The sequence below is a fragment of the Pseudomonas sp. B10(2017) genome (assembly GCF_002113295.1).
Classification (GTDB): Bacteria; Pseudomonadota; Gammaproteobacteria; order Pseudomonadales; family Pseudomonadaceae; genus Aquipseudomonas; species Aquipseudomonas pudica.
On record NZ_NEJU01000034.1, the window covers coordinates 1 to 18,336 of the forward strand.

Sequence of the window (18,336 nt, forward strand, 5' to 3'; positions counted from 1 at the left end):
TAGGTAAGCGGTGATAGCCGTGAGCTTGAACTGCTCTGTGTATTTACCCATAGATCCCCCAAGGGTTGGATTGGTGTCCAACTTCTTGGGGGCAGTCCAGGATGTGTAGTATCTCTCGGATGGACGCTATAGCTATAGCTGTGGGAGCGGGTTTACCCGCGAAGAAGGCTCACACACAATGGCGCCGTAACGACCCACCGAAAAGGACCTTCCAGTGGCATCGATCTACCAGCTCAAACCGCGCTTCCAGGCCATGCTCCGTCCTGCTGTCCAGCGCCTCTATGACCGCGGAGTCACCGCCAACCAGGTCACCATTGCCGCCGCCCTGCTGTCAATCCTGCTGGGCCTGCTGCTGGCTGCCCTGCCCCATCTCACCTGGCTGTTCATTCTGGTGCCGGTCTGGATGCTGCTGCGCATGGCACTGAACGCGGTTGACGGCATGCTCGCCCGGGAGTTCGGCCAGCAATCTACCCTGGGCGCGTACCTCAACGAACTGTGCGACGTGATCGCCGATGCCGGGCTGTACCTGCCCTTCGCCCTGCTGGCCGGTGTGTCGCCAACCTTGGTCGTACTCGTGGTGCTCAGCGCCACTTTCAGCGAATACGCCGGTGTCATGGGCCCGCTGGCCGGCGCCTCACGGCGTTACGACGGCCCAATGGGCAAGAGCGACCGGGCCTTCGCCTTCGGCGTGCTAGGTACCGGTGTCGCATTTGGCCTGCTGAACGGCGCCTGGATCAACGGCTTGTTGCTGGTCATCCTCGCACTCTCGCTCTATACCCTCTACAACCGGGTTCGTCAGGGGCTGGCCGAAGCCCGCTGAGCCCACTGCCGTCGTAAAAGGATGTCGACCATGCGCCAAGCGCAAGCACTGCACTTCTCCACCCATGACGGCGTCGAGCTGCACTACCGTCACTGGCCTGCCACCCGTAACCAATACCAGCCACGCCGGGCCGTGGTGATGTTCCACCGCGGCCACGAACACGGCGGGCGCATGGCCCACCTGGCCGATGAGCTGGACATGCCGGGCTACGATTTCTTCGCCTGGGATGCCCGGGGCCACGGCCAGTCGCCGGGCGCGCGCGGCGACAGCCCGGGGTTCGCCACCAGCGTGCGCGATGTGCAGACCTTCATCGAGCACATCCAGGCCCACCACGGCATTGCCGAACAGGACCTGGTGGTGCTGGCGCAGAGCGTCGGGGCCGTGCTGGTCGCCACCTGGGCCCACGACTACGCGCCGAAGGTGCGCTGCCTGGTGCTGGCCTCGCCAGCGTTCAAGGTCAAACTGTACGTGCCGTTCGCCCGCCCCGGCCTGAAACTGCTGAAGGGCCTGCGCGGCAACTTCTTCGTCAACAGCTACGTAAAGCCTCGCCTGCTCACCCACGACCCCGAACGGGTCATGTCATATGTGGCCGACCCGCTGATCAGCCGGCCGATTTCGGTAACCATGCTGCTCGGCCTGTACGAAGCCGCCGACCGGGTGGTGGCGGATGCCCAGGCCATCCAGCTGCCGACCCAACTGTTGGTGTCCGGTGCCGACTTCGTGGTCGAACGCCAGCCGCAGGAACGCTTCTTCGAACGCCTGGGCAGTACGCGCAAGGAAATGCACATCCTGCCAGGCTTCTTCCACGACACCCTTGGCGAGCGTGATCGAGCCCATGCCTTGCGGCGTATCGAGCGGTTCGTCGAACATTGCTTCGCCAGCCCCGCCTCCCTGCCGTCGCTGCTCGATGCCGACAGGACCGGCGCCAGCTGCGCCGAGGCCGAAAGCCTGGCCGCACCGCTGCCGCGCAACTCGCCCCGCGACCTTTACTGGCGCGCTACCCGCGCCGGGCTGCGCTTGGGCAAGGGGCTGTCCGAAGGTGTGAAGCTGGGTTTCGATACCGGTTTCGATTCGGGCAGTACCCTGGACTACGTGTATCGCAACCGGCCGACCGGCAAAGGCAAGCTCGGCCGCCTGGTCGACCAGAACTACCTTGGCGCGATCGGCTGGCGCGGCATCCGCCAACGCAAGCTGCACGTAGAGGAACTGCTGCGCCTGGCCATCGCCCGCCTGCGCGAACAGCAGCGGCCGGTGCACATCGTCGATATCGCCGCCGGCCATGGCCGCTACATCCTCGAGGCCCTGCAGGAACTCGAACAGCTGCCGGACTCGATCCTGCTGCGCGACTACAGCGACCTGAACGTGCAGCAAGGCAGCGCACTGATTGCCGAAAAGGGCCTGGCCGACATCGCCCGCTTCGTCCAGGGCGATGCCTTCGACCGCAAGAGCCTGGCCACCTTGGAACAACCGCCGACCCTGGCCGTGGTCTCCGGCCTGTACGAACTGTTCGCCAGCAACCAGTTGGTAGGCAACTCGCTGGCCGGCCTGGCCGATGCGCTGGAAGATGGCGGTTACCTGGTCTACACCGGCCAGCCGTGGCACCCGCAACTGGAAATGATCGCCCGCGCCCTCACCAGCCACCGCGGCGGCGAGGCCTGGGTGATGCGCCGCCGCAGCCAGGCCGAAATGGACCAGCTGGTAGAAGCGGCGGGGTTCCGCAAGCTGGCCCAGCGCATCGATGAATGGGGCATTTTCAGCGTCAGCCTGGCACAACGGGTGCGCTGAATGAGCCCATCACGCGAACCCGGGCTGATCCGTCGGGGCGTATTCTGGCTTCTGCTGCTGGGGCCGCTGTTTTTCCTCAGCTACGGGCTGGCGAACAACTACACGGCCGGGCGCAGCGATGTCGGCAGCCTGGTGTTCGGCTGGGAAAGCCGCATGCCGCTGTGGCCGTGGACGATCATCCCGTACTGGTCGATCGACCTGCTCTACGGCTTGTCCTTCCTGCTGCCGCGCACGCGCCAGGAAATGGACCGGCACGCGCTGGCGCTGCTCTGCGCGCAGCTGATCAGCGTCAGCTGCTTCCTGTTCTGGCCGCTGCGCTTCACCTTCGAGCGGCCCGAACTGGGCGGGGTGTTCGGCTGGATGTTCGATGTGCTGATGGGCTTCGACAAGCCGTTCAACCAGGCGCCTTCGCTGCATATTGCCCTGCTGGTGATCATATGGACGATGTTTGCCCGGCACGTGCAGCGCCAGCCCTGGCGTTGGCTGATGCACGGCTGGATGGCACTGATCGGGGTGTCGGTGCTGACCACCTGGCAGCACCATTTCATCGATGTGCCGACAGGGGCATTGGTGGGGTTCGTCTGCGTCTGGTTGTGGCCATATCGGGGGCAACTGCCCTGGCAGCAGGTGCACCTTGCGCGGGATGCCAAGCGCTGGCGGTTGGCGTTGTTCTATACAGTGGGTGGGCTGCTGTGCGCAGTGCCTGCCGTTACGCTGGGCGGCGCCTGGCTGTGGTTGACCTGGCCGGCCGTGTCGCTGGCTTTGGTGGTGCTGAACTATGGCGTGCTCGGCGCAGGCGGGTTTCAGAAAGGCGCCGATGGGCGCTTGTCGAATGCAGCCAGCTGGCTGCTGGCACCGTACCTGATTGGGGCGTGGGTCAACTCGCGGTTGTGGACCTGGCGGCACCCGCAGGCCGATGAAGTGTGTGATGGCGTGTACCTTGGGCGCGTTCCAGGGCATGGCGCGCAGTTCGCTGGGGTGGTCGATTTGTGCGCTGAGCTACCGTGTCATGTTCAGAACAGCGCCGCTCCTGCACAGGTCGCGGCCGCCATTGGCTACGCATGTTTTCCTACCCTGGACCTGATCGCCCCGGAAAGCCCATTGCTGCACCAGGCCGCCATCGCCATCGAACGCCTGCGCTCCCAAGGCCCGGTGCTGGTCTGTTGCGCCCTGGGCTATTCGCGCAGTGCCAGCGCCGTGGCCGCCTGGCTGGTGCTCACGGGCCGCTGCACCGATGCTCGCCAGGCCGAGGCGCTGATCCGCAAGGCCCGCCCCGGCGTGGTCCTGCGCAGCGCACACCGCCAGGCCTTGCAACAGCTAGGGACACAACCATGACGCTGTACGTGGTGGCCAGCCTGCTGGGCCGTGGCAAACAACTGGAACGCCTGTCGGACGGCCTCACCCTGCTGGCCCTGGCCTACGGCCTGGCACCCTTGCTGGGTGTGCGACTACTACCGCTGGCCAGCCTGCTGTGCATTGCGCTGCTGGTACTGGGCGTGCTGCACAAGTACTGGGCCATCCGTGTGGCCATCGATGCCCAACTGTTCGCCCATCTCGCCGCCAGCCGCGACCTGGCGGCGGACACCTTGGCCCTAGACCGAGCCTTGTACGAGCTGAATCTCAAACCGCAGGCCGCCGACTCCCGCGCCTGGCCTGCCCGCAGTCAGGCCGCCCTGGCCCTGTTGCGCCGTCAGGCAGTTTGCCTGGGCCTGCAGCTAACGCTGGCCCTGGCTGCCCTGCTGACACTGCCTTTGAAGGGATGACTACCGATCCATGCTCGCCAACCTGACCGCCTACCTCATCACTTCCGCCGCCCGCCTGATCACCGGCGCCCGCGCCCTGTGGCTGGGCTGCACGCCGCTGCCGGTGCAGCGCCTGTATTTCGCCAACCACAGCAGCCATGGCGACTTCGTACTGCTGTGGGCCTCGCTGCCGCAACCGCTGCGCAAGCGTACCCGTCCGGTAGCCGGCGCCGACTACTGGGCCAAGCCGGGTATTCGCGACTTTCTCATCCGCAAGGTCTTCAATGGAGTGCTGATCAACCGACAACACAGCGCCGGCCAGGGCAGCCCGCTGCAACCGATCCTCGAAGCCGTGGCCCAGGGCGACTCGCTGATCTTCTTCCCGGAGGGCACTCGCAATCTCGGCGACGAGCCGCTGATGCCGTTCAGGAGCGGGCTCTACCACCTGGCAGCAGCCAACCCAGAGGTCGAACTGGTGCCGGTATGGATCGCCAACCTCAACCGGGTAATGCCCAAGGGTCGTGCCTTGCCATTGCCGTTGTTGTGCACATTGAGCTTTGGCGAGCCGCTGCACCTGCAGGCGGATGAAAGCAAGCAAGCCTTTCTCGAGCGGGCCAGCCAAGCCCTGCTGAACCTGGCCCCCAAGGATGCCTGAGATGGATGACAACACCCTTTCCCTGTTCGCCGGCATCGGCGCCCTGCTGCTGCTCGCCAGCGTGATCGGCCGCCTGCTCAAATGGCGCGCCGGCCCGGCACCGCACGCGGTGATCGACAACCTCAACGCCCGCATCAACGCCTGGTGGGTGATGGTGCTGGTGATCGGCATCGCCTTCCTGTTCGGCAAGTACGGCGTGATCGTGCTGTTCTACGGCGTATCGTTCTATGCCTTGCGCGAGTTCATGACGCTCACCCCGACCCGGCGCAGCGACTACCCGGCGCTGGTGGCGGCGTTCTATGTGGCGCTGCCGGTGCAGTACGTGCTGATCGCCATGGACTGGTACGGGCTGTTCAGCATCTTCATCCCGGTGTACCTGTTCCTGTTACTGCCGATCCTGGCCAGCTTCGGCGGTGACACCACGCGCTTTCTCGAGCGCGCCTCGAAGGTGCAGTGGGGGCTGATGATCGCGGTGTACTGCGTGTCGTCGGTACCGGCATTGATGACCCTGGACATCCCGGGTTACGAGGGCCGCAACCTGCTGCTGATTGCCTGGCTGATCCTGGTGGTGCAGATCAGCGACGTGCTGCAGTACGTGTGCGGCAAGCTGTTCGGCAAGCACAAGGTAGCGCCCAACCTGTCGCCATCCAAGACCGTCGAAGGCCTCGCCGGCGGAGTGGCACTGGCCACCCTGATCGGCGCCCTGCTGTGCTGGATCACCCCGTTCACCTTCTGGCAGGCCGCGCTGATGGCTTTGGCGGTGAACGCCATGGGCTTCTTCGGCGGGCTGGTGATGTCGGCGATCAAGCGCGACCGTGGGGTGAAGGACTGGGGGCACATGATCGAAGGCCACGGCGGTATGCTCGACCGCATGGATTCGGTGTGCTTTGCCGCGCCGGTGTTCTTCCACTTTGTGCGGTATTGGTGGGCGTAGAACGTGTTCGCCTTGAACTTTACCCCCCTAGGGTATCGGTGCCGCCGGTCTGCTACTTGAGATACGACCGCAGCAACGTCGCCACCTTGTCCGCCTCATCCTGCCGCTCCTCGGCACTCAGCCCGTCCGCCACCAGGTGTTCGCGGATATGCCCTTCCATCACTTCGGCCATGAGCCCGTTCACCGCACCGCGCACGGCGGCGATCTGCTGCAGGATAGCCAGGCAGTCCTTGTCCTGCTCCAGCGCTGTCTCCAGGGCGGCGGCCTGGCCTTTGATCTTGCGCACGCGGGTCAGCAGCTGCTTCTTGCTCTTCAGAGTATGTGCCATTGGGCTTCACACCATGCTAGGTATACTGGGGTATAGTATATTTCTCGATGTTCCGGGAGCATGATAAACCATGGCGACACAAACCTCAGACCGCTGGCAGCACAGCCACCAGTTCCATACCAGCAACCTGGGCGCCGAGCGCAGGACGCGCTTGGCCGTGTGGCTGACAGCCGTGATGATGGTGGCGGAAATTACCGGGGGATGGTTCTTCAATTCCATGGCATTGCTGGCCGACGGCTGGCACATGAGCTCCCACGCCCTGGCCCTGGGCCTGTCGCTGCTGGCCTACGCCGCCGCACGGCGCTATGCCGGCGACCGGCGCTTTGCCTTCGGCACCTGGAAGATCGAGATTCTCGGCGGCTACTCCAGCGCCCTTCTGTTGCTGGGCGTGGCCGGGCTGATGGCATTCCAGTCGGTGGAGCGCCTGCTGGCACCGGGGCCGATCCACTATGACGAGGCGATCTTCATCGCCGCAGTGGGCCTGGCCGTCAACCTGATCTGCGCCTGGCTGCTGCGTGACGACCATCACCATCACGATCATCACCACCATGGCCACGACCATCACCATGACCACGGCCACCACCACCACGACCTGAACCTGCGCTCGGCCTACCTGCACGTTATGGCCGACGCCGCGACTTCGGTGCTGGCTATCGTCGCCCTGCTGGCAGGCAAGTACTGGGGCGCCGGCTGGCTCGACCCGGTCATGGGCCTGGTCGGTGCGCTGCTGGTGGCGTTGTGGGCCCGCGGGCTGCTGCGCGATACCGGGCGGGTGCTGCTGGATGCAGAGATGGACGCGCCGGTCGTGGAAGAAATCCGCGAGGTGGTTGCGCAACTGCCGGTGCCGACCTGCATCACCGACCTGCACGTGTGGCGCGTGGGCAAGGACCAGTACGCCTGCATTCTCGGCCTGGCCGCCCGGGCCGAACTCAGCGCCGACAGCGTGCGCAAAGCGTTGGGCGTACACGAGGAACTGGCGCACATCACCGTCGAGGTCAACCGCCTGGCATAGCGCGACCAGACAGCTGGACGTCGAGCCCAGGCAACTGCGGCTCGGCCAATGGCCCTATGGTGACGAGTCATTCAGCCAGTCACCAGGAGTTGTGCCATGTCCGATTTCATCACCGTCCTGCGCGAAACCTGCCCGACGCCGGTCGTGGACGCCACCAAGTGGAAGCGCATCGGCGGCGATCCGCACACCGTCAACCTCAACGCCTACCTGTCGGCCGATGGCAGCAAAATCATGGGCACCTGGATCTGCACCCCGGGCAAGTTCGAGGTCAATTACGAGAAGTGGGAGTTCTGCCACTTCCTCGATGGCTACTGCATCATCACCCCGGAAGGCGAAGAGCCGAAGCATCTTAAAGCGGGTGATGTGTTCGTGATCGAACCAGGGATGAAAGGCACCTGGGAAGTGGTCGAGACCGTGCGCAAGTACTTTGTCTTTGCCTGATTCCACAAACCACACATAGCCCTGTAGGAGCAGCCTTGTGCTGCGAAGAGGCCAGTCATGGCGACACATGTGCCGGGCCGGATCAGGCCTCTTCGCAGCACAAGGCTGTTCCTACAAGCTGATCCGAGCCCGGCATCCGGGCAAAAAAAATCGCGGATCAGACGCCCTTCCCTCTGGTGCGCAGTTACAGAGGGAAGGCCGCCTGGCCCGCGATGAAGTCCTCGCTCGTCAATCCTTCTTGCGGTAACCCTCGACGATTGCCGAGAAGTCCTTGCCACCCTCGCCGCGCAGGCTCATGGCCTGGTACAGCTGCTGGGCCACGGCCCCCAGGATCACCGGTTGATGCGCCTGGCGTGCAGCCTCGGTGGCCAGCCCCAGGTCCTTGAGCATCAGCTCGGCGCCAAACCCTCCGGTGTACCCGCGCGACGCGGGCGCAGTCTCGATGATGCCCGGCCACGGGTTGTAGGTATCCGAGCTCCAGCAACGCCCGGTCGAACTGTTGATGATCCCCGCCAGCACCTTGGTATCGATGCCCAGCGCGTTGCCCAGGGCCATAGCCTCGGACACGCCGATCATCGAGATACCCAGCAGCAGGTTGTTGCAGATCTTGGCGATCTGCCCGGTGCCGACTTCACCGCAGTGCACGATGTTGCGGCCCATCTGCTCCAGTACCGGCTTGAGGGTGGCGAACAACTCGGCGCTGGCACCGACCATGAAGGTCAGGGTGCCTGCCGCCGCGCCGCCAGTGCCACCGGACACTGGCGCATCGCCCATGTCCACGCCCTTGGCCGCTGCGGCCTTGGACACATCACGTGCAGTCTGCGGGTCGATGGTGCTGCAATCCACGGTGGGGGTGCCCGGGCGAATCCCCGCCAACACACCATCCTCGCTCAGGTACACGCTGCGCACATGCGCAGCGGCCGGCAGCATGGTGATCACCAGTTCGCTATTGGCCGCCGCGTCCTTGGGCGAAGGGCTGATTTGCCCACCCAGTTCTGCCAGCTCGGCCAGCACGGCCTTGTTCAGGTCGAACAGGTTCAGTTGGTGCCCGGCCTTGATCAGGTTGCGGGCCATGGGTGCGCCCATGTTGCCAAGCCCGATGAATGCGATACGCATGACTCTCTCCTTAGCGCAGGCTGATGGTGGTGTTCACACCGTCGTTGACACTGTCGTCATCGAACCAGCGGGCGGTGACGGTCTTGGTCTGAGTGTAGAACTGCACCACTTGCTTGCCGTACGGGCCGAGGTCGCCGAGCTTGGAACCACGCGAACCGGTGAAGCTGAAGAACGGTACCGGGACCGGGATCGGGATATTGATGCCGACCTGGCCGATGTCGATTTCGCTCTGGAACTTGCGTGCTGCCGCGCCGCTCTGGGTGAACAGGCCGGTGCCGTTGCCGAACGGGTTGGCGTTGACCAGGGCGATGGCCTCATCGAGGGTATCGACCTCCAGGGTCACCAGCACCGGACCGAAGATTTCCTGGGTGTAAACCTGCATGTCGGTCTTCACGCCCGAGAACAGGGTCGGGCCAATGAAGTTACCTTGCTCGTAGCCCGGTACCTGGACGCCACGGCCGTCGAGCTCCAGCTTGGCGCCTTCCTTGATGCCACTTTCGATCAGGCCCAGCACACGCTCCTTGGCGCGCTTGGAAACCACCGGGCCGACATCGGTGCCTGGCTCGCAACCGGCATTGACCTTCAGCTTGCTGGCCGCTTCCTTGATATCTGGCAGCCATTCGCGAGCCTTGCCCACCAGCACTGCCACCGAAGTGGCCATGCAGCGCTGGCCTGCTGCACCAAAGGCAGCACCGACCAGCGCGTTGACGGTTTGCGTGCGGTTGGCATCGGGCAGCACCACCGCGTGGTTCTTGGCGCCCATCATCGATTGCACGCGCTTGCCGTGCTGGCTGCCCAGGTTGTACACGTGGGTGCCCACTTCGGTAGAGCCGACGAAAGAAATCGCCTTGATGTCCTTGTGGGTGCAAATGGCATCCACCACTTGCTTGCCGCCGTGCACCACGTTGAGCACGCCAGCCGGTATGCCGGCTTCCAGCGCCAGCTCGACCAGCAGCATGGTCGACAGCGGGTCCTGCTCGGACGGCTTGAGCACGAAGGTGTTGCCGCAGACGATGGCCATCGGGAACATCCACAGCGGGATCATCGCCGGGAAGTTGAACGGAGTGATGCCGGCACATACACCGATCGGCTGGCGCAGGGTGTAGGTATCGACGCCGCCGGCGACGTTCTCGGCGAACTCGCCCATCTGCAGGGTGCCGATGGAGGCGGCATGCTCGACCACTTCCAGGCCGCGGAAGATATCGCCTTCGGCGTCGGCCAGGGTCTTGCCCTGCTCGGCACTGAGAACCTGGGCGATGCGTTTGGTGTGTTCGCGGATCAGCGCCTGCAGCTTGAGCATGATGCGCATGCGCGCGCCGATCGGCGTGTTGCGCCAGGTCTGGAAGGCACGTTGGGCAGCGGCCACGGCCGCGTCGACTTCTTCGATGGTGGCGAACGGTACGCGCGCCAGTACCTCTTGGGTGGCTGGGTTGACGATGTCGCGCCATTCGGTGGTCCTGGACTCGACCCATTGGCCGTCGATCAGCAGCTTGACCTGTTCGATTTTGGTCTGGTTAGGGGACTGCGGTGCGTTCATCTGCGTTCTCCTTGAAATTATTGTCGGGACGAGATCGCCAGCGCCGTGCAAACGCGAGGTGGCGTCCTGAGGCTTGTTTCGAGTATAGATGTGCAAACATCCAACAAGAACGCACAAAAAAACCGGATCATCATGCAAAAAGACCTCACATCCCTGAGCGCGCTCAACTGGGACGACCTGAAGTTCTTCCTGGAAGTGGCGCGTACCCGCAAGGCCAGCAGCGCGGCCAAGCGCCTGAGCGTGGACTACACCACGGTGTCGCGGCGCATCAGCTCGCTGGAGGGGGCCCTGGGCACCTTGCTGTTCGAGAAATCCCGGACCAACGGCTTTGTCCTCACCGCCGAGGGCCAGCGCCTGCTGGGTTATGCCGAGTCGATCGAGAGCACGCTGCACATGGCCTGCGAGCAGGTGTCCGGCTCGGGCGTGGCGTTGTCGGGGCATGTGCGCATGGGCTGCACCGAAGGCTTCGGCAGCTTCTTCGTCACCCCGCAGCTAAGCCACTTCGTCGATGCCTACCCGGCGATTTCGGTGGATATCCTGCCGCTGCCGCACTTCATCAGCCTGTCCAAGCGCGAGGCGGACATCGTCATCGCCCTGGAGCGGCCGGAACACGGCCCTTATGTGTGCTGCAAGCTGTGCGACTACCGCTTGCGGCTGTACGCGACCCAGGACTACCTGGACAGCCACGCACCGATCCAGCAGATCGCGGACCTGGCCAGGCACCCGTTCATCAGCTACGTGGACGACCTGGCTTTCAGTTCTGAGCTGCTGTACCTGGCCAACCTGATCCCCAGCGCCAGCGCGCATTTGCGCAGTACCAGCGTGATTGCGCAGTACACGGCTGCGTTGCAGGGGCGTGGGCTGGCGATCCTGCCATGCTTCCTGGCGGCACAGGACCCACGGCTGGTGACGGTGTTGCCGGAGGAGATCGAGGTGACACGGCAGTTCTGGATGTATTGTCGGGAGGATTTGAGGAAGTTGAAGCGGATTACGCTGTTGTGGGATTACATCCGAGGGGTGACAGAGGCGAATGCGCCGCTGTTGATGGGTGAGACCCGGGAGATGCGGTTTGCTCAGGAATGATGGTCAAGGAGTAAGGGTGTCATCCTACCTGCCGCAAAAGGGCTGAAAGCAACGCCGCGTAACACCACTTGTGACACCCCATTTTCCCGTGAAGGGATGCCGAATGAGAGTGGTCGAAAGGGAAGCGATACCTTGGAGGTAAAGACAAGGCTTCGTTGACATAAAGATTCAGGTTCTTCGCCCATTAGCCTTGGCGATTGATAGCTTTTGACACTGATAGCATCGTGCTACTATCTGTATTCCACTGTAGGCTGTAGAAGCCAAGGAGAGATGATCTTGGGATTCATGATTATTGTTTTCTGGTTAGTGTTGTCAGCTGGGGTAGGTATGCTGGCAAGCTCGAAGGGACGTAGCTTTTGGGGTTTTACTCTACTGTCCGTCATTACCTCGCCTTTACTCGGGCTGATTATCGCTCTGATCGTGAGTGACTTGAATAAGGAGTCTGCACGGGAAGCTCAGGTAGCTGCCGAAAATGAACGGCATTTAGAGTCGATCAAAGCTATTGCTCGCTCCAATACCGTAGCAGCACCACCTCAAGATAATGTTTCTGTAGCGGATGAGCTTGAAAAGCTTGCAGCCCTGAAAGAGCGAGGCATTTTGACTGACGAGGAGTTTTCGACTCAGAAGAAACAGCTGCTCCAAGGGTAGATACGAAGCAATTTCCTCTGTCACTCTGTATTGCAGCAAGTGGGATTAATTATGAGCCCTTTCAAAGCACTTCAAAAATCAAAGGGCTCTTAATTACCTTCTGCACGAAACTTATAATTAGCACCACTGCAAATTCCTCTCAAATCAGAGGTTTTATGTCAACTCAGAACCGCACAGTTCTGACCACAGAATCCGACACGAACACGGAGGCAGCGGCAATTGTGGTGAGAATTTAGGGAGAATGGTTTTGGGTTAAGCTTCAGCAAGCCGAATGCGGATTCAATCGGAACACGAAAGCCAGAGAGAAAACGCACCCTGCTCGCAAATTGGTTCACGGTTGTTGTGAAGATACTATTTTGTAACACAGGGCGTCGCCAAGCTTAAGAGGATTTCGCTGCAATACAGAATCAATGCCAACTCCCTCAAAGTGCTCAAGTACCATTTTAGCAGAACTATGGCACTGTTTAATCATGCTGTTAGCATAAGTGGCAGATCTATCAGAGGCATATATAAATCGTAACTTTTGTGGAAGGTGGTAACTTCCGTAATACGGCTCCACTCCTGCATTAATATCAATATGCTTTCCCAGCTCACTGTCAACTATCATCCCAATCCTACAGCTCTGTAGAAACCACGGGGCAATACTTTGAGAAATAGCAAGGTGCCAGCCTATAGGTTCATTCTTTTCCTCATGATTGGGATTCAAAATCAAGAATGTAGCATGATGCTGAAAAGGTAGATCAGTAACGATCGACTCCAAATGATCTTTTACCACATAGATGCAACAAGCACTGACCTTGTACCCTTTATACACCATGTCTAGAGTATTCGTATCCACGGCCATAAGATAATCAAAGCGTTGCCGCATTTCCTCAAAATTGGTGAGCGACAGAGAGAAGTCGTCTGCGGGAGCGGAATAGAGGACTTTGTCGTCTTTAGCCTCCCGCTTATGGGTGATCTGACGCCTGATGGTGGAAGGGTCTATCTCAAAAATATTGATCTTTCCCGTTACCGAGTCCTTCTGCAGTGTTAACGATGATACCTTCTCGGTTGCATGACCATAAACCCACTCCTCGCGGGGAATGGTAACTTCACCATGCTTCTGCCTCCTCCCTTTCCCGTCCTTTTTCTCCATCTAAACATGCCCTCAGCAGGATAAATTTTTTGCATCGATACTCAGATATCACCCGATGGTATAGACTAAGCAACGATCATTGTCTACATCCTCCATACGATAAGAGTGTCTCACCATGTCCTACATCCTGATTGACATCGGCATGCAACCGGAAGAGCCTCTGAACGTCTCATTGCTCCTGCCACTTCCGGCAAATACGCCTTATGGAAACTTTCAGCTAAAGTGGATGGACATGATTTCTAGGCTAAACGAGGCCAATCGACAAATTATAATAAGCTATGAGAATTGGTGCGCTGCAAGAACCGGAAGTATTGAAGACAGCATGAAAGATGTCTTTAACAAGCATCGATTTTCTACAGAGTACGCAGTGTCCGGGATGCGAAGGGTGGCCGATGAGCTTGTAGCACTTGTTTGGTGTATGCATCAGCTGCGGGACGGGGGTGAGATTCCGTCAAGAGTCAGAATTGATACTATCGGGCTCATATTCAAACACAACTACCATGGTCCAGACGGTCTATTTGAGCGACACCTTAATTTTATTAAGCTGCTAAATGACCTATCCAATACCTTTAAGCACTCTTTTATCCAGTCCGATTTAGCAAGGATAGGTGAGAACGAACCGCTGGTTTTGGCATTGAATCTTGAGCGAGCCGACTTAGAAAATGAGTCGCAATTTTACGCAATAAAGCTTTCAGCGTTTATTTCAGACTACAACTGCTTCTTTAATGACTGTCGAGAGTGGCTTCGCTCCATGCTATGAGTGTGGCAAAAGGCGGTTTCAGTGAAATCGACCTAAATAATTTATCATAGTTCTAACTACCTTTTTCTCGACAGTCTCGCAATCATTTCAGTGTGAAATCACACTGGATAAATACTTTCAAAGGGCGTCATCCTGCCGTTTCCTTGGCGGTCACTGTTTGCCATCCATGAGCACTAGCCTCTAACATCTAGTGATCGTAGGTAAGCCGAAGGCGAATGCTTTAGAAAACTCACACTCTTGACGCGCTGAAATATACCCATAGTACGCTGCAAAAATTAGCGGAACTGTGCGAACCCTTTATCTTGGCTGCTCTCTTTGAGCCAGAAATTTCACTTATCACTCCCAACAACTTCAAGATCAACCGAGAAAATGACTTTAAATCCTCATAGCGCGCACGGAACCTTCTTAAATTGAGGGTAAAATTTAAAAAGGGCCGCAGTGCGGCCCTAGCCCCTTCAACTCAATATTCTGGACATTCCTAGCTCCATATCATCAATCAACGCTTTTGCCATCTCACTGAGAATTCGTGCAGCACTACCTGCAATCCGGTCATTCTCCATCTCTGCCTCTGTCGTGAGGTGACGAATACAGCCAAGCAACACAGATAACTGCGTGAAGGCATGATTGAAGGGAACGTTTGGCTGCAAGCGGAACAGGTCAAAGGTTTCTATGCCCGCGGTCGAGGATTTCCTTGGATCATCGCTCATATCATTGCTCCTTGCTGCGGGTGCTAGTGTGGTCAGTCAGGGCGTGGATCGCTCGACACAGAAGGCGAATATTCATGCCCATAGCATCCTGCATAAGCCCAGGATCGCTATCGATTAGTACGGTAGTGGTGTGATCCACTGTCAGGATCAGGGCGCGGAGCAGTTGATCACATTCTTCGATACCCGGAGGATCTAGAAGTAGGAGATTGGGGGGGTCGAGTTGGAGAAGGGCTGAGGCGGGTGGATCAGGTACGAGCTTTTTCATGATGGAGCTCCCTTGAACGGACCAGGAACTGCCGCCCTCTTCGTCTCAAGGATTTGGGTGGCAGTCGTGCACGGTTTGAGACCCGGGACACATGAATACCGGCCAGGCCAAAGCCTGCCCGCGCACGACCGCCATGAAGCGGTGCCAACACATGTAGTCCGGGTGTCTCAAGCCCGGTCACCTGGAAAGGCGACCCAAGGACGTTATCTCAGGAGGACTTTCCCGCCTATGTGGCGGCTTCTGACTGGCATGTAGGATAATTCGCCATGTGAGGTGAACTGAAGCAATTGCCTTCAGGTTCGGAAAATTCTTACAGGCAGATGGCCCTGGCGAGGGCTGCGCCCTCGATCGCAGGCAAGCCAGCTCCCACAACGTCTGCGCTGGATTCAGGACAGGTGCTGTACCTGTGGGAGCCGGCTTGCCGGCGATCACCGGCGCAGCCGGTGCCAGTCACCGAGTCGCCTGCTTCGCGGGCTTGCCCGCTCCCACACGCACTGTGCTGGATTCAAGACAGGTGCTGGACCTGTGGGAGCCGGCTTGCCGGCGAACACCGGCGCAGCCGGTGCCAGATACCGAGTCGCCTGCTTCGCGGGCTTGCCCGCTCCCACAGGTTCTGTGCTGGGTTCAAGATAGGTGCGTACCTTTGGGAGCTGGCTTGCCGGTGATCACCGGCACAGCCGGTGCCAGACACCGAGTCGCCTGCTTCGCGGGCTTGCCCGCACACAGGTTCTGTGCTGGATTCAAGACAGGTGCGTACCTGTGGGAGCCGGCTTGCCGGCGAACACCGGCGCAGCCGGTGCCAGGCACCGCGTTGCCTGCTCGCGGGCAAGCCCGCCCCTACATACGGATTTGCTGGCCCGTGAGGCGGTGGTCAGTAGGAAGCCACCACGATGGACACCCGCCGGTTCTCGGTACGCCCGGCACTGGTGCGGTTGTCCGCCACCGGTTGACTACTGCCCAACCCACGGCTCTGGATGTTCTGCGCCTGCATGCCTACCCCGACCAGCGCCTTGGCCACGCTCTGCGCGCGGCGCTCGGAGAGTTGCTGGTTATACGCCGCCTTGCCGGACGCGTCGGCATGCCCATCCACCCGCACGCCCTGGATACCAACGCCAAGCAGCGCCTTGCCAATACGCTCGACAATCGCCTGGCTCTGGCTGTTGAGGCTGTCCAGGTCGCTGCCGAACAGCACCTTGCCGGACAAATCGTAGGCCCAGCCTTCGTCGGTCGGGGTAAAGCCTTCGCGCTTGAGCACGGCAATCTGTTCGGCGGTCAGGCCTTTGGGCGGAGCGCTCTGGCAGCCGGGCAGCGCCAGCACGGCAAGCAACAAGGCCCAAAGAGGGAAACGCAAAGCCTGTATCACGGGTTCAACTCCTGTTCTTGATTTCGCTGGCGGACCGCTCCGTCTGCGCCACTTGCCAATGGCCACGGCGTTTGCGCTTGGCCTGGTACATCGCCGCATCGGCGGCATTCAGAAGGCTGGCGGGGTCGGCGCCGTCATCCGGGTAATAGGCAATACCAACACTCAACGAAGTGGCGATACTGCGGCCGCTGTCCAGCTGCACCGGCAACTTCATGCTGGCAATGATCTTCTCGGCAATGTGCTCGGCGTCCAGGCGCGAATGCAAAGGCGTCAGCAGCACGGCGAACTCATCGCCACCCAGGCGCGCCACAAGGTCGTGCTCGCGCAGTTGGGCACGCACGCGGTCGGCCACGCTTATCAGCACTTCGTCGCCCACCGCATGGCCGAGGGTGTCGTTGATCTGTTTGAAGTGGTCGCTGTCGAGGAACAGCAACGCCAGGTGATCCTGCTGCCGTTCGGCATTGCGCACGCTACGGCTCAGGCGCCCCTCGAAGAAGGCACGGTTGGGCAGGCCGGTCAGGCTGTCGTGGCTGGCCTGGTGGGCCAGGGTCTGGTTTTCGTTCTGCAGGTGGCTGTGCCATACCTCCAGTTCGTCCAGCAGGGCGTTGAAGTCATTGCCCAGTTCGTTGAGCTCGGCAATCGGCGCCTCCGGCACGCGCCGGTCGAAACTGCGCTCGCGGCGGGCGGCGTGGGCAACACTGGCCAGGCCACGCAGCGGGCGGACGATATCGCTGAGCAGACGCCGCGACAGGTATTGGGCAGCCAGGGCGCTGAGCACCGTGCAGAACAGGATGCCGGCCAGCCCGCTGAACAGAAACAGCAACAGGCTACGCCCTTGGCCAACCAGTTCGATGCGCCCGACTTGCTGTTGCTGGTGCGTGATCGGCAGGTTGATCGGCTCATCCAGCAGGGCGGTGGCCACCTGCGCCTCCAGCCGCGCGAGCACGCCGGTATCGCTGCGCTGCCAATGCGCCAACTGCTCACCTTCGTTGTTGAAGACCTTGGCTTCAGCCACTTCCTCGGTACTGGCAATCAGCGCCAGCGATTCATTGGCCGCAGCGCTGTCGTCAAACACCACCGCCGCTTCCACGGTGTAGCTGATCGAGCGGGCGATCAGGTGCAGGTTGTCATTGGCATAGACGCGCAGGGCAAGCACGCCCAGCAGGGTCAGGGATATGCCGGCCAGGCCAACGGCGAGCAAGGCGACGCTGAGGTGGCCACGGCCGAGCACCGAGCGCAGGGTCGGGCGCGCGGCGCGCTTGCGGGTTGGTTTCATGGTTGCACCGCCCGGCGCCGCGACAATTGCAGCACGCTAGGGTGAATGCGCACGCCGGAGCGTGCCACCGAGTCGAGGTTGACTTCAAAGGCTACCTGCTGGTCGCTGACCCGCAAGCAGAACAGGCTACCGACCGTGCACGGGTCGTCTGCCTCGCTGATGCTCAGCACTGGGTGGCCACTGACGCGCTCGAACAACCGGTCGCGCTTGCCCTGGTCGAGCTTGCCGATGTAGATGGCGTCGCAGACCTGGGCGACCTGACTATCGTCTGCCAGTAGCCGCCGCACCTGCAGCGGTCGGCCGGACTCCTGCACATGGCCTTTGATCAGGTCATCGGCGTACTCGGTAGGGCCGACCAGGCACAGGCGCAACGGTGAGGGTTCCACAGGCCAGCGGGCATAGCTGAAGATGCCCAGCACCACCTGGGTGACGGCCTTGGCACGCTGCTGCGCCTGGGCGGCAGTTATGGCGGGGTCTGCCTGGGCCGGGCCTGCGGAAAGGAACAGGGCGGCCAGCAATAGCGAAAGCACACAGCTCGTCACTCGCCTTGCGGCCACTTTCATGTGGAAAATCTCTTGAGGCCCTTTCCGATATCGGCGCAACGATAGCACATGGCCGCATCAATGTAGGTACGAGCTGCTTTACGCACGGGGACTGATGCCCTCATCGCCGGCAAGCCAGCTCCCACGGGGAACTCCACAACCCTTGAGAGCTGCGCTGTACCTGTGG

The 18,336-nt window shown here is 60.8% G+C and carries 19 protein-coding genes; 11 read left to right on the top strand and 8 right to left on the bottom strand.

All coding sequences use genetic code 11. The features are described 5' to 3' along the window. Nucleotides 1-214 precede the first annotated feature (214 nt). From CAF92_RS25505 to CAF92_RS25530, 6 genes are read left to right on the top strand one after another with little or no spacing between them, the layout of a single operon-like run. The gene (locus CAF92_RS25505; RefSeq protein WP_085602272.1) at nt 215-820 is read left to right on the top strand and encodes a CDP-alcohol phosphatidyltransferase family protein; all 606 of its coding nucleotides are present in this window, start codon (nt 215-217) and stop codon (nt 818-820) included. 30 nt (nt 821-850) lie between these two features. Continuing rightward, complete coding sequence (locus tag CAF92_RS25510) at nt 851-2,605, top strand: bifunctional alpha/beta hydrolase/class I SAM-dependent methyltransferase (protein ID WP_046616372.1); 1,755 nt, start codon at nt 851-853, stop codon at nt 2,603-2,605. Next, nucleotides 2,606-3,940, top strand: coding sequence for a phosphatase PAP2/dual specificity phosphatase family protein (locus CAF92_RS25515; protein ID WP_085602273.1), 1,335 nt, complete (start codon nt 2,606-2,608; stop codon nt 3,938-3,940). After that, the gene (locus tag CAF92_RS25520; protein WP_085602274.1) at nt 3,937-4,368 is read left to right on the top strand and encodes a hypothetical protein; all 432 of its coding nucleotides are present in this window, start codon (nt 3,937-3,939) and stop codon (nt 4,366-4,368) included. The genes CAF92_RS25515 and CAF92_RS25520 overlap by 4 nt, the downstream gene beginning before the upstream one ends. 10 nt (nt 4,369-4,378) lie before the next feature. Continuing rightward, entirely contained in the window at nt 4,379-5,002 is a 624-nt protein-coding gene (locus tag CAF92_RS25525) for a lysophospholipid acyltransferase family protein (protein WP_025340660.1), read from the top strand. 1 nt (nt 5,003) lies between these two features. Then, nucleotides 5,004-5,936: a phosphatidate cytidylyltransferase gene (locus CAF92_RS25530; RefSeq protein ID WP_015271818.1), complete on the top strand. Its 933-nt coding sequence runs from the start codon at nt 5,004-5,006 to the stop codon at nt 5,934-5,936. Between the two features lie 52 nt (nt 5,937-5,988). Here CAF92_RS25530 and CAF92_RS25535 read toward each other — a convergent pair whose 3' ends face one another. Beyond that, complete coding sequence (locus tag CAF92_RS25535; protein WP_003258414.1) at nt 5,989-6,264, bottom strand: metal/formaldehyde-sensitive transcriptional repressor; 276 nt, start codon at nt 6,262-6,264, stop codon at nt 5,989-5,991. Between the two features lie 70 nt (nt 6,265-6,334). Between CAF92_RS25535 and dmeF the strand changes: the two genes are divergently transcribed. After that, nucleotides 6,335-7,276, top strand: coding sequence for a CDF family Co(II)/Ni(II) efflux transporter DmeF (dmeF, locus tag CAF92_RS25540; RefSeq protein WP_085602275.1), 942 nt, complete (start codon nt 6,335-6,337; stop codon nt 7,274-7,276). A gap of 96 nt (nt 7,277-7,372) precedes the next feature. Continuing rightward, nucleotides 7,373-7,717: a cupin domain-containing protein gene (locus CAF92_RS25545; protein ID WP_003258412.1), complete on the top strand. Its 345-nt coding sequence runs from the start codon at nt 7,373-7,375 to the stop codon at nt 7,715-7,717. Between the two features lie 228 nt (nt 7,718-7,945). Here the strand turns inward: CAF92_RS25545 and mmsB are convergent, their stop codons facing one another. Continuing rightward, nucleotides 7,946-8,833, bottom strand: coding sequence for a 3-hydroxyisobutyrate dehydrogenase (gene mmsB, locus CAF92_RS25550; protein ID WP_085602276.1), 888 nt, complete (start codon nt 8,831-8,833; stop codon nt 7,946-7,948). A 10-nt stretch (nt 8,834-8,843) separates the two neighbouring features. After that, nucleotides 8,844-10,370, bottom strand: a complete 1,527-nt coding sequence (locus CAF92_RS25555) for a CoA-acylating methylmalonate-semialdehyde dehydrogenase (RefSeq protein ID WP_085602277.1) — start codon at nt 10,368-10,370, stop codon at nt 8,844-8,846. Nucleotides 10,371-10,502: 132 nt separating this feature from the next. Here CAF92_RS25555 and CAF92_RS25560 point away from each other — a divergent pair, with 132 nt between their 5' ends. Together CAF92_RS25560 and CAF92_RS25565 are read left to right on the top strand one after the other, a co-directional pair. Further along, nucleotides 10,503-11,453, top strand: a complete 951-nt coding sequence (locus CAF92_RS25560) for a LysR family transcriptional regulator (RefSeq protein ID WP_085602278.1) — start codon at nt 10,503-10,505, stop codon at nt 11,451-11,453. A 285-nt stretch (nt 11,454-11,738) separates the two neighbouring features. After that, nucleotides 11,739-12,101, top strand: coding sequence for an SHOCT domain-containing protein (locus tag CAF92_RS25565; protein WP_230385103.1), 363 nt, complete (start codon nt 11,739-11,741; stop codon nt 12,099-12,101). Between the two features lie 331 nt (nt 12,102-12,432). On the opposite strand, the gene CAF92_RS25570 is transcribed toward CAF92_RS25565, so the two are convergent. Continuing rightward, nucleotides 12,433-13,236, bottom strand: coding sequence for a hypothetical protein (locus tag CAF92_RS25570; protein WP_085602280.1), 804 nt, complete (start codon nt 13,234-13,236; stop codon nt 12,433-12,435). A 115-nt stretch (nt 13,237-13,351) separates the two neighbouring features. Here CAF92_RS25570 and CAF92_RS25575 point away from each other — a divergent pair, with 115 nt between their 5' ends. Continuing rightward, on the top strand, nt 13,352-13,996 hold the full coding sequence (locus tag CAF92_RS25575; RefSeq protein WP_085602281.1) for a hypothetical protein: 645 nt from the start codon (nt 13,352-13,354) through the stop codon (nt 13,994-13,996). A 455-nt stretch (nt 13,997-14,451) separates the two neighbouring features. Here CAF92_RS25575 and CAF92_RS25580 read toward each other — a convergent pair whose 3' ends face one another. The 4 genes from CAF92_RS25580 to CAF92_RS25600 form a co-directional block, all read right to left on the bottom strand. After that, nucleotides 14,452-14,703 (bottom strand): DUF3077 domain-containing protein, encoded by a 252-nt coding sequence (locus CAF92_RS25580; RefSeq protein WP_085602282.1) that lies wholly within the window; start codon nt 14,701-14,703, stop codon nt 14,452-14,454. 1,136 nt (nt 14,704-15,839) lie between these two features. After that, on the bottom strand, nt 15,840-16,331 hold the full coding sequence (locus CAF92_RS25590; protein ID WP_085602284.1) for an OmpA family protein: 492 nt from the start codon (nt 16,329-16,331) through the stop codon (nt 15,840-15,842). Nucleotides 16,332-16,335: 4 nt separating this feature from the next. Further along, complete coding sequence (locus CAF92_RS25595) at nt 16,336-17,607, bottom strand: diguanylate cyclase domain-containing protein (RefSeq protein ID WP_046616380.1); 1,272 nt, start codon at nt 17,605-17,607, stop codon at nt 16,336-16,338. Beyond that, complete coding sequence (locus CAF92_RS25600; RefSeq protein WP_085602285.1) at nt 17,604-18,170, bottom strand: YfiR family protein; 567 nt, start codon at nt 18,168-18,170, stop codon at nt 17,604-17,606. Before CAF92_RS25600 ends, CAF92_RS25595 begins: the two co-directional genes overlap by 4 nt. Nucleotides 18,171-18,336: the final 166 nt, after the last annotated feature.